The sequence below is a fragment of the Ectopseudomonas toyotomiensis genome, assembly GCF_017167985.1.
In the GTDB taxonomy this organism is placed as follows: Bacteria; Pseudomonadota; Gammaproteobacteria; order Pseudomonadales; family Pseudomonadaceae; genus Aquipseudomonas; species Aquipseudomonas toyotomiensis.
In genome coordinates this window covers 405,106-419,077 of record NZ_CP070505.1, presented here as the reverse complement: position 1 = coordinate 419,077, position 13,972 = coordinate 405,106, and the positions used below count along the sequence as shown (strand labels likewise).

General features: G+C 64.5%; 11 protein-coding genes and 3 tRNA genes. 5 read left to right on the top strand and 9 right to left on the bottom strand.

Annotation, left to right across the window (positions count from 1 at the left end):
• Window positions 1–38: 38 nt before the first annotated feature.
• Entirely contained in the window at window positions 39–791 is a 753-nt protein-coding gene (locus JWV26_RS01745; protein ID WP_206418241.1) for a DNA-3-methyladenine glycosylase I, read from the top strand.
• Here JWV26_RS01745 and JWV26_RS01740 read toward each other — a convergent pair.
• The 5 genes from JWV26_RS01740 to JWV26_RS01720 all read right to left on the bottom strand — a co-directional run bounded on the left by JWV26_RS01740 (window position 781) and on the right by JWV26_RS01720 (window position 8,909).
• Entirely contained in the window at window positions 781–1,032 is a 252-nt protein-coding gene (locus JWV26_RS01740) for a YheU family protein (protein WP_017679028.1), read from the bottom strand. The genes JWV26_RS01745 and JWV26_RS01740 overlap by 11 nt on opposite strands.
• A 63-nt stretch (window positions 1,033–1,095) precedes the next feature.
• Window positions 1,096–3,846, bottom strand: a complete 2,751-nt coding sequence (locus JWV26_RS01735) for a hybrid sensor histidine kinase/response regulator (RefSeq protein WP_206418240.1) — start codon at window positions 3,844–3,846, stop codon at window positions 1,096–1,098.
• A 158-nt stretch (window positions 3,847–4,004) separates the two neighbouring features.
• Window positions 4,005–5,204 carry an osmoprotectant NAGGN system M42 family peptidase gene (locus JWV26_RS01730; protein WP_045735192.1) on the bottom strand — a complete coding sequence of 400 codons (1,200 nt, stop codon included), beginning with the start codon at window positions 5,202–5,204 and terminating at the stop codon, window positions 4,005–4,007.
• Between the two features lie 63 nt (window positions 5,205–5,267).
• Window positions 5,268–7,007 (bottom strand): N-acetylglutaminylglutamine synthetase, encoded by a 1,740-nt coding sequence (ngg, locus tag JWV26_RS01725; RefSeq protein ID WP_079783326.1) that lies wholly within the window; start codon window positions 7,005–7,007, stop codon window positions 5,268–5,270.
• A 132-nt stretch (window positions 7,008–7,139) separates the two neighbouring features.
• Window positions 7,140–8,909, bottom strand: a complete 1,770-nt coding sequence (locus JWV26_RS01720) for an N-acetylglutaminylglutamine amidotransferase (protein ID WP_079783327.1) — start codon at window positions 8,907–8,909, stop codon at window positions 7,140–7,142.
• A gap of 108 nt (window positions 8,910–9,017) precedes the next feature.
• Between JWV26_RS01720 and JWV26_RS01715 the strand changes: the two genes are divergently transcribed.
• The 4 genes from JWV26_RS01715 to JWV26_RS01700 all read left to right on the top strand — a co-directional run bounded on the left by JWV26_RS01715 (window position 9,018) and on the right by JWV26_RS01700 (window position 9,959).
• Window positions 9,018–9,491, top strand: coding sequence for a MarR family winged helix-turn-helix transcriptional regulator (locus JWV26_RS01715; RefSeq protein ID WP_072425389.1), 474 nt, complete (start codon window positions 9,018–9,020; stop codon window positions 9,489–9,491).
• Window positions 9,492–9,587: 96 nt separating this feature from the next.
• Window positions 9,588–9,663 (top strand) — tRNA-Val (locus JWV26_RS01710).
• A gap of 35 nt (window positions 9,664–9,698) precedes the next feature.
• Window positions 9,699–9,775, top strand: a tRNA-Asp gene (locus tag JWV26_RS01705).
• A 107-nt stretch (window positions 9,776–9,882) separates the two neighbouring features.
• Window positions 9,883–9,959, top strand: a tRNA-Asp gene (locus JWV26_RS01700).
• Window positions 9,960–10,508: 549 nt separating this feature from the next.
• Here JWV26_RS01700 and JWV26_RS01695 read toward each other — a convergent pair.
• From JWV26_RS01695 to JWV26_RS01680, 4 genes are read right to left on the bottom strand one after another with little or no spacing between them, the layout of a single operon-like run.
• Entirely contained in the window at window positions 10,509–11,396 is an 888-nt protein-coding gene (locus JWV26_RS01695) for a metal ABC transporter substrate-binding protein (RefSeq protein WP_206418239.1), read from the bottom strand.
• Window positions 11,393–12,292 carry a metal ABC transporter permease gene (locus JWV26_RS01690; RefSeq protein ID WP_072425387.1) on the bottom strand — a complete coding sequence of 300 codons (900 nt, stop codon included), beginning with the start codon at window positions 12,290–12,292 and terminating at the stop codon, window positions 11,393–11,395. Before JWV26_RS01690 ends, JWV26_RS01695 begins: the two co-directional genes overlap by 4 nt.
• Complete coding sequence (locus tag JWV26_RS01685) at window positions 12,289–13,041, bottom strand: metal ABC transporter ATP-binding protein (RefSeq protein ID WP_206418238.1); 753 nt, start codon at window positions 13,039–13,041, stop codon at window positions 12,289–12,291. Before JWV26_RS01685 ends, JWV26_RS01690 begins: the two co-directional genes overlap by 4 nt.
• Window positions 13,038–13,961, bottom strand: coding sequence for a metal ABC transporter substrate-binding protein (locus tag JWV26_RS01680; protein WP_072425385.1), 924 nt, complete (start codon window positions 13,959–13,961; stop codon window positions 13,038–13,040). The genes JWV26_RS01685 and JWV26_RS01680 overlap by 4 nt, the downstream gene beginning before the upstream one ends.
• Window positions 13,962–13,972 lie beyond the last annotated feature (11 nt).

Sequence of the window (13,972 nt, the reverse complement as noted above, 5' to 3'; positions counted from 1 at the left end):
TGCAGGCTTCGTCATCCGTTTCATGAAAGGTTCGATTCATGCGTGATTACAAGTGGCTGCATGAGTTCTGCCTCAACCGTTTCGGCTCGGCCAAGGCGCTGGAGGCCATGCTGCCGCAGCCGCGCAGCGATGCCGAGCTGCGGGCGCTGAGCGATGACCGTTATCTGTCGCTGATCAGCCTGCGCATCTTTCGCGCTGGCCTCAAGCACAGCCTGGTGGACGCCAAGTGGCCGGCGTTCGAGGAGGTGTTCTTCGGCTTTGACCCGGAGAAGGTGGTGCTGATGGGCGCCGAGCGCCTGGAGAGCCTGATGCAGGATGCGCGGCTGATTCGCCACCTGGGCAAGCTGAAAAGCGTGCCGCGCAACGCCCAGTTCATTCTCGATGTGCGGGCTGGACGCTTGTTGGGCAGTCCCTCATCCGGCGCTGCGCGCCACCTTCTCCCTGAGGGAGAAGGGCATCAGACTGGGCCTGCGGCCCATTTCTCTTTTGGCGCCCTGATCGCCGATTGGCCAGTGAGCGATATCGTCGGCCTGTGGAAGTATCTGGCCAAGCATGGCAGTCAGCTTGGCGGTCTGTCGGCGCCGCGCTTCCTGCGTATGGTGGGCAAGGACACCTTCGTCCCTACCGATGACATGGTCGCCGCGCTCAAGGCGCAGGGCGTGATCGACAAGGCGCCGACCAGTCTGAAAGACCTGGCTGCCGTGCAGGCCGCCTTCAATCAGTGGCAGGCCGAGAGCGGTCGGCCGCTGTGCCAGCTATCGGTGATGCTGGCGCACACGGTCAATCACTGAGCGATTGCTGCAAGGCCTCCAGCCATTCCTTGGGTACGTCACGCTTCATCGCCAGTTGGCACTGCTGGCTGTCAGGGTCGAAAACGATAACCGCCTCGCCCTTGTCCAGGGCGCGGCGTACGCGCTGCACGCGGGTTTCCAGCGGGGTTTCATCGCCGTTATCGGTACCGTCGCGGGTGACGAAGTCTTCGATCAGGGCGGTGAGGGTATCGGCTTGCAGCAGCTCAGCGGGGATCAGCACAACGAGTGACTCCAGTTATTGGCGCCCATGATAGAGCCAGAGGGCGCCCTGCTGCGAGTTCTCTCAGTGCACCATGCCGGGCCGCTTGAGGTGACGTTCCAGGGTGCTATAGAGCAGGCCACTGTCCAGCGGTTTGCCGAGGAAATCGTCCATGCCGGCATCCAGGCCGTGTTGGCGGTGCTCTTCGAGGATATGCGCGGTCAGCGCGATGATGGGCACGGCGGCGAGTTGCTGGCTGCGCTCCAGGCGGCGAATCTGCCGAGTGGCTTCGAAGCCGTCCATCACTGGCATCTCGCAGTCCATCAGGATCAAGTGCACGGCAGACGGATCGCGACCGTATTCATCCACCGCCGCCTGGCCGTCGGTGACCAGGCGCACGCTGTAGCCACGTTTTTTCAAAAAGCCCTGAACTACCAATTGGTTCACCGGGTTGTCCTCTGCCACCAGAATGCAGGGGGCTTCGCTGTTGTCGCTGCGTATTTCTCTGACCAACTGATGTACCTGTGCTCTGGGTTCTTCATACAGCCCGTTCAAGGCCTGGCGCAGTGCGTTGATCGCCACTGGCTGGGCCAGGTGTTGCAGGCGTAGTTCGTGGCTCGCTGGCAGTTGCTGGCAGGCCTCGGGCGGGCAGACCAGCAGCACGCGCTGCTGCGGCTGCAGCTTGGGCCGCAGCGAGTCAAGCCAGTGGTTGACGCCACCAGGCCAGGGCGCCATCAACACCAGCAGCGGCGGCGCCGCGAAGTCCTCCAGGTAGTCCTGCAGGCGCTCCGGCGTCTGGCAGCGCTCGGTACGCATGCCCCAGCGTCCGAGCAGGCGGCTCATGGCATCCAGACCAAGGCCGTCGAGCGAGGCGAGTAGGGCGGTGCGTCCGGCCAGCAGACGGCTGAGTTCGTCGGGGGTGTCCTGTTCGGCCAGCAGCGGCATGTCGAAGGCGAAGCGGGTGCCCTGGCCCAGGGTGCTCTGCACTTCGATTCTACCGCCCATCATTTCCACCAGTTCCTTGCTGATGGCCAGCCCCAGACCGCTGCCGCCATAACGGCGGGTGGTGCTGGAATCACCCTGGGCGAAGGATTCGAACAATTGCGCCAGTGCCTGCTCGCTGATGCCGATGCCACTGTCGCTGACGGCAATCACCAGATGCGGCCTGCCATGGCTGTCACTGCGGCGGCTGACGCTGACCGCCACATGCCCCTCGGCGGTGAACTTCAGAGCGTTGCTGAGTAGGTTCATCAGCACCTGCTTGAGCCGCGTCGGATCACCCTGAATGCGCCGGGGTACGCCGTTTTCCAGGCTGACGTAGAGGCGCAGACGTTTGTCCAGGGCCTGGCCGGTGAACAGGCTGAGCGTCTCGGAAATCATGTCTTCAAGATCGAACTCGATCTGCTCCAGGCTGAGCTTGCCGGATTCGATACGGGCGTAGTCGAGGATGTCGTTGATCACCGCCATCAACGAACTGCCGGAGCTGGAAATGGTGTCGACGTAGAAGCGCTGGCTGCGATCCAGAGGCGTTTCGCGCAGCAGCTGCAGCATGCCCAGCACGCCGTTGAGCGGGGTGCGAATTTCGTGGCTCATCTTGGCCAGGAAGCGGCTCTTGGCCTGGTTCTCGAAGGCGGCCTGCTCGGCCGCACGACGCGACTGGAAGCCTTCTTCCTTGAGCAGGTTGATGCGGTCGGCAAGACCGATGGACAGGGTGATCAGCTCGATGGTCACGCCGATCTTCACCACCGTGGCGCCGAATACGCCGAACACTTCCAGGCCCAGCGAGCCGGTGGTGGCCTGGATGAAGGCGAACAGCAGGATGGCCCAGGCCAGGGTGTAGTAGGAGCCATAACGCACGCCGCGACGCCACACGTAGATGCCAGTCAGCAGCAGGATCAGCGACACCAGGGACACGGTGACGCTGGCCAGGATGTTCCAGGCGGCGAAGCCGATCAGCGGTACCGACAGCAGGCAGCCGACGCAGATCAGCATCAGCAAACGCAGGCCGGTGTCCAGACGCGGGAAATACTGGCGTGCATGCAGGAAATGGCGGCTGAACTGGATCGCCGTGAGGCAGTGCACGTACATCAGGATGTAGATGCTGACCGACTGAAACGCCACGTGCTCGGGCAGCAGCTTGAACAGCATGCCGTCGAAGCAGGCGGCGAGCAGGCCGACGTTGAGGTTGTAGGCCAGGTACCAGAGATAGGCCGATTCGCGCAGCGACAGGTAGAGGAACAGGTTGTAGCAGAACATGGCGAACAGCACGCCGTAGAACGCGCCGTTGAAGCCCATCAGGTTCTCCTGCGCCGCCGCGCTGGCACCGTAGGTGGCGAAGAACAGCGGCACGAACACTGTGCTGCTGGTTTCCACGCGGATCAGCAGGGTGTTGACGCCAGGCTCCAGCTGCATGGGAAACCAGAAGTTACGCACCTGTACCGGTCTCTGGGAGAAGGCGAAGCTGTCGCCGCTTTCCTGTTCCAGGTGCGTGCCGTCGGGGCCGATCAGGTGAACCTGGAGGCGATCGAGCAGCGGATAGTTGACTTCGAGATAGCCGCCCAGCTCATGCTCCAGCGCATTGACCAGGCGAGCCTTGAACCACCATACGGATGCGTTCTTGCCAAGGTTGGCGTGCTCGCCGCCGGGTTTACGGAAAGCGTCGTCATCCATGGCTCGCACCTGCTCGACGCTGAGGGTGCCGTCCACGTCTTCGTAATAACCGGTGTAAGGGCCCAGGGATAGGCGCAGGTCGTCGCTATCCAGCGGCGCAGGTGTAAGGGCCCAACTTGGACAGGCAAGCCAGAACAGCAATAAGGCCAGACAAAGGCGAGGCATCCGTGAACCTCAGAGGGCCATGGGAAATGGCCGGGAGTCATGTTCATCGTCGCTTGGCGACGGCCCGAAGGTTGGCCACTGACTGCAGGCCAGAAAAAGGGGAGCTGATGCTCCCCTGTCGTCCTTTTGCGTCACTTTGCCTTTATGCGCCGAAGCCTTCAAGCATCCCGATCATGTTGCCCGACCAGGCTGTCCACCGGTGGGACGCGGGTATCGCTTTCCATCTGCGCATCGTGCTCCAGCTGATGGCTGAAGCGCTCCAGCGAACCCTGTGCCGGCTGGGCGTCACTGGCGAATACCGGCGGGCTCATCATGTAGGCGGTGAGCAGGCGGCTTAAGGCCTTGAGGCTGTCGATATGGGTGCGTTCATAGCCATGGGTGGCGTCGCAGCCGAACGCCAGTAGCGCCGTGCGAATGTCATGGCCGGCGGTGACCGCCGATTGCGCGTCGCTGTGGTAGTAGCGAAACAGGTCGCGGCGTACCGGTACTTCCTGTTCGGCCGCCAGGCGCAGCAACTGGCGTGACAGGTGATAGTCATAGGGGCCGCCGGAGTCCTGCATGGCCACGCTGACGGCGTGCTCGCTGGACTGCTGGCCCGGCGCGACCGGAGCGATGTCGATGCCGACGAACTCACTGACATCCCAGGGCAGGGCTGCGGCGGCGCCGGAGCCAACCTCCTCGGTGATGGTGAACAGCGGGTGGCAGTCGATCATCGGTTGCAGGCCCTGATCGCGAATCGCCTTGAGTGACGCCAGCAGTGCTGCGGCGCCAGCCTTGTCGTCGAGGTGACGGGCGCTGATATGGCCGCTCTCGGAAAACTCCGGCAGCGGATCGAAGGCGACGAAATCACCAACACAAACACCCAGTGAATCGCAATCAGCGCGGGTGGCGCAGTAGGCGTCCAGGCGCAGCTCGACGTGATCCCAGCTGATCGGCATGGTATCGACGGCGGTGTTGAAGGCGTGCCCCGAGGCCATCAGCGGTAGCACGCTGCCGCGAATCACGCCGTTATCAGTGAACAGGCTGACGCGGCTGCCCTCGGCGAAACGACTCGACCAGCAGCCTACCGGCGCCAGGCCGAGACGGCCATTGTCCTTGATCTCGCGGACGATGGCGCCAATGGTGTCGAGGTGCACGGAAACGGCACGGTCGAAACGTTCGTACTCGCTCTGACGCCCGCGCAGGGTGGCGCGGATGGTGCCGCGGCGGGTCAGCTCGAAGGGGATTTCCAGTTCTTCGAGACGCTCGGCGACGTAGCGCACGATAGTGTCGGTGAAACCGGTGGGGCTGGGGATGGCAAGCATCTCCAGGAGCACCTTCTGCATGTAGTCGAGATCGGGTTCGGGTAGTTGTTGCATGCAAGCTCCTCGGCGTTGGGTTTTCCCCTCTCCCGCATGTGGGAGAGGGCCGGGGGAGAAGGGTCAGCTCGGCCTCTGGCTGAGCGGGAACAGCAGATCGACGAAGCGCTCGGCGGTTGGCTGCGGTTCGTGGTTGGCCAGGCCGGCGCGCTCGTTGGCTTCGATGAACACGTACTGCGGCTGGTCGGCGGCGGGCACCAGCAGGTCGAGGCCGACCACGGGTATTTCCAGCGCGCGCGCAGCCTTGATGGCGGCGTCACGCAGGGCCGGATGGAGGATCGCGGTTACATCCTCCAGGGTACCGCCGGTATGCAGGTTGGCGGTCTTGCGCACGGCCAGGCGCTCACCGGCGGGCAACACGCTGTCGTAGTCGAGGCCGGCACCGTGCAGAGTGCGCAGGGTTTCGGCGTCCTTGGGGATGCGACTTTCGCCGCCGGTGGCGGCCTGGCGCCGACGACTCTGCGCATCGATCAGCTTGCCGATGCTGTGGCGGCCATCGCCAATGATTTCGGCCGGGCGGCGGATGGCCGCGGCCACCACCTCGTAGCCGATCACCAGCACGCGCAGGTCGTGGCCTTCGTGATAACTCTCCAGCAGCACGCGCTGGTCGAACACGCGGGCACGCTCGATGGCTTCCTGCACTTCGCCCGGCGTGCGCAGATCGACCGCCACGCCCTGGCCTTGTTCGCCGTCGACAGGCTTGACCACCACCGAGCCATGCTCGGCGAGAAAAGTGGCATTGTCTTCGGCGCTACCGGCCAGGCGCTGCGCCGGCACGCTGAGATCGGCGCGCGACAGGGCGCGATGAGTCAGGCGCTTGTCCTGGCACAGCGTCATGCTCACGGCGCTGGTCAGGTCGCACAGCGATTCGCGACAACGGATGCGTCGACCGCCGTGGCTGAGGGTGAACAGCCCGGCCTCGGCGTCGTCCACCTGCACTTCGATGCCGCGGCGCAGGGCCTCGTCGACGATGATGCGTGCATAGGGGTTGAGCTCAGCCTGCGGGCCAGGGCCGAGGAAAAGCGGCTGGTTGATGCCGTTCTTGCGTTTGAGGCTGAAGGTCTGCAGTTCGCGGAAGCCGAGCTTGGCGTAGAGCTTCTTGGCCTGCTTGTTGTCGTGCAGCACCGACAGGTCGAGGTAGCTCAGGCCACGGCTCATACCGTGCTCGATCAGATGACGGACCAGCACCTCGCCGACGCCGGGGCGGCTGCATTGCGGGTCGACCGCCAGGCACCAGAGGCTGCTGCCGTTTTCCGGGTCACGGAAGGCGCGCTGGTGGTTGAGGCCCATGACGCTGCCGATCACCGCGCCGCTGTCTTCGTCCTCGGCCAGCCAGTAGGTCGGGCCGCCCTCGTTGTAGGGGGTGAGTTTGGCCGGGTCGATCGGCAGCATGCCGCGGGTCTGGTACAGGCAGTTGATCGCCTGCCAGTCCGCGTCGTTCTGCGCCCGGCGAATACGGAAACCACGGAAGCTGCGACGCGCTGGGCGGTAGTCGGTGAACCACAGGCGCAGGGTGTCGGAGGGGTCGAGGAACAGTTGCTGCGGCGCATGGGCCAGCACCTGATGCGGTGCGGCCACGTAGAGCGCGATATCGCGCTCGCCGGGCTGTTCGCCCAGCAGGGATTCGGCCAGCGCCGTGGCGTCGGGGTAGGTATGGCCGATCAGCAGGCGGCCCCAGCCGCAATGGATGGATTGCGGTTGACTGGGCTGGCTGGTGTGATCCTCGGCCAGGCGTGCCTGCAGACGCTCGTAGGAGGGTGTCTGGCCGCGCAGCAGGCGTTGATTGAAGGCAGTGGAGCGCATGGAATAGTCCCTGTCCGTGTTCACTACGTCCGGTCTGAGCCGGATCGTCATTGAGTCGCGACAAATCCCGGAGTGCATCCGGGCTACGACTATTGATCCTGCAGGAGCGGCCCGAGGGCCGCTCCACGTGAGTTACAGGCCCTGTTCGCTCAGCCACAGGTTGAGCGCCGCCAGTTGCCACAGCTTGGACCCGCGTAGTGGCGTCAGCTGGCTCTGCGGGTTGGTCAGCAACTGATCGAGCATGGTCGGGTTGAACAGGCCACGATCCTGGCTGGGGTCGAGCAGCAGGTCGCGCACCCAACCCAGGGTGGCGCCTTCCAGATGCTTGAGACCCGGCACCGGGAAGTAGCCCTTGGGCCGGTCGATCACCTCGCTGGGGATGACCTTGCGCGCCGCTTCCTTGAGCACATATTTACCGCCGTCAGGCAGCTTGAACTGGGCGGGGATACGCGCCGACAGTTCGGCCACGCGATAGTCGAGGAACGGCGTGCGCGCTTCGAGGCCCCAGGCCATGGTCATGTTGTCCACGCGTTTGACCGGGTCGTCGACCAGCATCACCGTGCTGTCCAGGCGCAGCGCCTTGTCTACCGCAGCACTGGCGCCGGGCATGGCGAAGTGTTCGCGCACGAACTCGCCGGCCATGTCACCGGTCAGCCAGGCGGGCTGTACGCAGGCGGCATATTCGTCGTGCTCGCGGTCGAAGAAGGCGGCGCGGTAGGCGGCGAAGGCATCATCGGCGCCGTCGACCTGCGGGTACCAGTGGTAGCCGGCGAACAGTTCGTCGGCGCCCTGGCCGCTCTGCACCACCTTGCAGTGCTTGGCCACTTCACGCGAGAGCAGGTAGAAGGCGATGCAGTCGTGGCTGACCATCGGTTCGCTCATGGCGCGGAAGGCTTGCGGCAACTGATCGAGAATTTCGTGCTCGCCAATGCGCAACTGGTGGTGACGGGTGGCGAAGCGCTGGGCGATCAGGTCCGAATACTGGAACTCGTCGCCACGCTCGCCGCCGGCATCCTGAAAACCGATGGAGAAGGTCAGCAGGTTTTCCACGCCAGCTTCGCGCAGCAAGCCGACCAGCATGCTCGAGTCGACACCGCCGGAGAGCAGCACGCCGACATCCACGGCAGCGCGCTGACGAATCGCCACGGCTTCGCGCATGGTATCGAGCACCTGATCGCGCCATTCTTCCAGGCCGTAGCCAGCTTCATCATCTTGCGGGCCGAATTGCAGCGTCCACCAGGTTTTCTGCTCGATCTTGCCGTCGGCGTCGATGCGCATCCAGGTGGCCGGCGGCAGTTTCTCCACGCCCGCCAGGATGGTGCGCGGCGCCGGTACCACGGCGTGAAAATTCAGATAGTGGTTGAGAGCGACGGCATCCAGCGTCTTGGCGATATCGCCGCCTTGAAGCAGGGCCGGCAGCGACGAGGCGAAGCGTAGGCGCTCGCCGGTACGCGACAGGTACAGGGGTTTGACGCCGAGACGGTCGCGGGCGATGAACAGGCTTTGCTTGTCACGCTCCCAGACGGCGAAGGCAAACATGCCGTTGAGCTTGGGTAGCAGTTTCTCGCCCCAGGCGTGATAGCCCTTGAGCAGTACTTCGGTGTCACCGCCGGAGAAGAAGCGATAACCCAGCGCCTCCAACTCGGCACGTAGCTCGGGGTAGTTGTAGATGGCGCCGTTGAACACCATGGACAGACCGAGATCGCTGTCGATCATCGGCTGGCCCGAGGCTTCGGCCAGGTCCATGATCTTCAGCCGGCGATGGCCGAGAGCGATGGGGCCCTGGCTATGAAAACCGTGGGCGTCGGGGCCGCGAGGGGCCAGGTGGTGGGTGATGCGTTCGACTGCCGCCAGGTCCGCGGGGCGTCGATCAAAACGAAGTTCTCCAGCTATTCCGCACATAGTTCCTTACCGGTGTTGCCGTTGGGGAGTGGCTCGTGGTCGAGCCTTTTACACCAAAACAAAATAATGCTTTCATGTCAAAGTTTTGGTTGTTATGAATTGGTGCTTATGACTGATAAAAAAGTTCCTGATGAAATAGATTTGTCATCTGTCATGGCCTTTGAAATGCCCCTGTTCCAGGCCCTGCGACGTCTGCAGCAGGCGGGGGAGGTGCATGCCAAGCGTCTGGCCCGTTTTGGTGGGCTGACGCCCATGCAGCTGATGGTGCTGCAGGTGCTGGCCAGCGAGACGCGCATGACTGCCAGCGTGCTCAGCAGCCGCGTCAGCCTCACGGCGGCGACGCTTTCCGGTCTGCTTGATCGTCTCGAAGAGCACGGCCTGTTACAGCGTCAGCGCGATGACCAGGATCGCCGTCGCCAGTGGTTGCTGATCAGCGTTGCCGGGCGCGAGCTGATTCAGCAGGCACCGTCGTTGATGCCGCCGGAATTCAACCAGCGTTTCGCCGCGCTGGCCGATTGGGAGCGCCACAGCCTCACTGCCGCTCTGTTGCGTGCGGCCGAGTTGTGCACAGAGATGGAATGAGGTGGGCGGTGAACCCGACTTTTTCAGAAAAAATTCAAGCAGGGTGTTGACTTAGCATCGCCGCCTGCATAAAGTGCGCGCCTCGCTAAGGCACATGGGTGATTAGCTCAGCCGGGAGAGCATCTGCCTTACAAGCAGAGGGTCGGCGGTTCGATCCCGTCATCACCCACCATAGCCTTAGAGAGAAGGACGAAAGTCCACCGACGCGCAGCGGTAGTTCAGTCGGTTAGAATACCGGCCTGTCACGCCGGGGGTCGCGGGTTCGAGTCCCGTCCGCTGCGCCATATTTTCCAGATCGATGTTTCATCGGTTTGAGATGGCAAAGTCTGCAAAGGCGCCATCAGATGCAATAACGCTTCAAACGTTTTCTGGACGAAAGTCCAACCGACACGCAGCGGTAGTTCAGTCGGTTAGAATACCGGCCTGTCACGCCGGGGGTCGCGGGTTCGAGTCCCGTCCGCTGCGCCATATACGAAACCCGCTGATCGCGAGATCAGCGGGTTTTTTATTGGCCGTCGTTTGTGCATCCGCTTCGCTGTGGCAAGTGCTCCGGCGGCGAGCTTTGCGTGCTTGTCATCGCGGCTAAAGCCTCTCCTGCGCAGGCAGCGCTTGTTCCTCGTGAGTGTCGATGGCCATTTCACCTGCCCGCGACCTTTCGTCATATTGCCTTCATCCCGCCGTTCTAGCCTGATGAACATGCAGCTTGTTTCGTCGTTGAACGGTTCATGCGGGAGAGTCGAGTAATGGATGATTATCAGGAAGAACTGCTGGAACTGAGCGCCCTTGAGCAGGGCGCAGTGGATGGCGACGAGGACGCTACCGAGCTGTAAGGGCCGGTACAAAGCGCGCTGCGCTTGCCGAAAACAGGTTCGGGTGCTGGTCCGATCCGGATGAGGCGCTGCTCCAGCGGCTGCTGCGCGCTCTCGTAGCCCGGATGCAATCCGGGGTGCGGCAGTGTCGGCATTCCCCGATTTCATCCGGGCTACCCAGGCCCCGGGCAGAGACGCTGAGCTTCGCTCAGGGCGACAGGGCGTCCAGCACCTGGCCGATGGCCGTTTCCAGCCCGGCGATGGGGGTGTCCTGGCTGTCTTCGATCAGCACCAGGCGGCTGCCGCCATCGCTGATCGCCTTGGCCAGATCGGCTGGCGGCTGGCGCTGGACAAGCACGGCAGCGACGTCGTTGTCCCGCAGATCGGCGCTCAGTTGCGCCAGGGTTTCGGCGGTCCATTCGGCGTCCTTCGCCACACTCAGCTCGACAAGGTCGAGGTTGAGGCCGTCGATCAGGTAGTCGAAGTGATCCGACAGGCTGGCCACGCTGAGGTTGTCCAGTTCGGCCAGGCGGTTTTCGCTGGCGGCGCTGAGCTTGAGCAGGCGCTGCTTGAGCGTGGCCAGGTTGGCCTCGATTTGTGGTTTGGCCTCTGGTGCCAGGCGGCTCAGGTCGGCGGCGATCACATCGGCCATGCGCCCCAGGTTGTTGATGTTGAGCCAGGGTTGACTGGCCAGGGCGTCACCGCCGTCGCTACGTAGGGCGATGCCGGGCAGGGCGCCGTCCACAGGGCGCGCGCCGTCGACTTCGACGATGCGGATATTGCTGCGCCGCGCCAGCGGGTAGAGCGGGTCGTCCGGCCACAGCGAGCGCAGGGCGATCACCGCGTCGGCGTCTCGCGCGGCCTTCTCCAGTGCACCCGCGCCGCGGCCGGCGAAATACGAGAGCTGGCGGCTGGCCGGCAGGTTGGCCGGCGCGGCGCGTTGCAGCTGCACGACGCTGCCGTCGAGCAGGCTGGCGCCGAGACCGTAGGTGATCGGTAGGCTGGCGAGAATGCGCACGGGCTGTGTTTCGGCGTGCAGCGGGCTGGCGAGCAGGGCGCAGGCGGCGAGGGCGAGGCTCAGGCGTTGCAGGTTCATCCCAGGTTCCCTTTCAGGCTAGGCAGTGTGCCGCGGGCGATGGCGGCGAGGGCGAAGGCGAGGCCGGCGACCATGATGATCGCGGCGCCGGAGGGGATCGGCAGTTCCAGGGCGATCGGCAGGAAGATACCGGCCAGGGTGCTGCAGGTGGCGATCAGCACCGACAACCAGAAGAAGCCCTTCAGCGATTGGCTGAGCAGCCGTGCGGCGGCCGCCGGGATCACCAGCAGGGCGCCGACCAGGATGGCGCCGATGACCTTGACCGCAGCCACGGTGACCAGCGACACCAGCATCACGAACAGGTAGTCCAGTGGCTTGACTGCGACGCCACGCACGCTGGCCAGTTGCGGGTTGAAGCTGGCCAGCATGATGCGGTTGTACAGCGGCAGCGCCAGGCCCAGCACCAGCAGTGAGACCAGCGCCAGCACCGCGAGGTCCTGGGCGTTGACCGTCAGCACCGAGCCGAACAGCACGTTCTCCAGGATATGGATGTTGATCTTGCCGGCGAGCACCAGCAGCAGGCTGGCGCCGACCGCCAGCGACACCGAGAGGAACACGCCGATCAGGGTGTCCGGCGCCAGGCCGGTGCGGTTGCGCAGGTAGTTGAGCAGGATGCCGAACAGCAGGCAGTAGCCGAACAGGCTGCCGTAGGGGCCGGTGTAGGGTTCGCCGAGCAGGATGCCGATGGCCACGCCGGTCAGCGCAGCGTGGCCGACCGCCTCGGAGAAGAAGGCGAAGCGCTTGACCACCACCAGCGTGCCGAGACCGCCGAGTACCGGGCCGATCAGCAGGCCCGCGAGCAGGGCGTTGACCACGAAACCGTAGGCCAGGGCCTCGGGCAGATAGCCGGCGCTGGCCCAGGCCTGGATCGCCAGGCGGATGTCTTCGAAACTCATGACGAGGCCTCTTGCTGGCGCGGATGGCTGGAGAACAGTTCGAGCAGGCGCTCGGGGGTCAGCACCTGCTGCGGCGCATCGTCGAACAGCACGCGGCGGTTGAGCCCAGTGACACGGTCGGCGAGGCGGCCGACGGCCTGCAGGTCGTGTTCGATCCACAGCACCGTGGTGCCGGCCTGGCGCCAGTCGCGCAGCAGTTGTTCGAACACCTGCACGCCGGGTTCGTCCAGTGCCGACATCGGTTCGTCGAGCACCAGCAGTTGCGCCTCGGGCACCAGGCCCTGGGCCAGTAGCACGCGCTGGCGCTCACCGCCGGACAATGCGCCCATGCGCCGCTTGCGCTTATCCAGCATGCCGACCCGCGCCAGCGCCTGTTCGATGGCCGGCGCGTGGCGTCGCGACAGGCCGAGGAAGGCCGGACGGCGCTGGCACATGGCAGCCATGAAATCGTCCACTGTCATCGGCAGGCCGCGATCGAATTCCAGCGCCTGCGGCACGTAGCCGATGGTGCCGGGGCTGGCCGGCCAGTGCAGGCGCAGCTCGCCCTGATGCGGCATCTGCCCGAGCAGGGTCTTGATCAGCGAGCTCTTGCCGCCGCCGTTGGGGCCGACCAGGGCGTGCACGCTGCCGGCGCGCACCTGAAAGCTGACCTTGTCGAGAATCCGCGTGCGGCCGAGGTTGAGGTCGACACCGGCGAATTCGATGCCGGGGCCCAGCAGGCGCGGCGGTGCGGTTTCGAGTGCGGTCATACGCCTTCGTCCTGAATGGCGCGTACCACGGTGTCGAGGTTGCGGGCCATTTCCTCTTCGTATTTCCTGGCGGTGTACTCGCCATAGGAAATATGGGTCAGCGGGTAGATCTTCACGCCGGATTCACGCTCGATGGTGTCGACGTAGCTGGAGGGGAAGTCCATCTCCGAGAAGATCACCTGCACGTCCAGTTCCTTGAGCTGGTCGATGGTCTTCTTCAGCTGACTGGGGCTCGGTTCGATACCGTGGGCCGGCTCGACCACTGCGGTGACCTCCAGGCCGAACTCGCGCAGCAGGTAGTCGTAGGCGGCGTGGATGGTGGCCACGCGCAGCTCGCTGCCCTTGGCGTCGGTCAGCTTGCCCAGCGCTTCGGCGCGCAGGCCGCGCAGGCGTTTGCCGTAGGCGCGGGCGTTCTGGCTGTAGAACTTGGCGTTGTCCGGGTCGAGCTTGCCCAGCTCGCGGGCGATGTTGTTGATCTGCGCGATGGAGGCGGTGATGGAGAGGAAGGTGTGCGGGTTGACCACTTTGCCGGCGCCGCGTGCGGCCTGACCGGTGGCGGCGAGCAGAGGAACGCGGGCGTTGGCTTCGATCACCGGCACCTGCGGCTTCTCGCTGACGGCGATCATGCGGTCGGCGAAATCGTCGTGGCCGACGCCGTTGAGCACTACCACGTCGAGGCCGCCGATGCGCTTGATGTCCTCGGCACGCGGCTCGTAGGCGTGCGGGTTGAAGCCGGCCGGGATCAGCGGCACCACGTCGGCGCGGTCGCCGACGATATTGCTGACGTAGCTGTAGTAAGGGTGCAGGGTGATGCCGATGCGCAGGCGTTGGCCGTCGGCGGCCTGGGTCAGGGCCGGCAGCAACGCGGCGCCGAGCAGCAGGCCGCCGAGCAGGCGGCGCAAGGGGGAGGAGGCAATCATGCGCGGGTTTC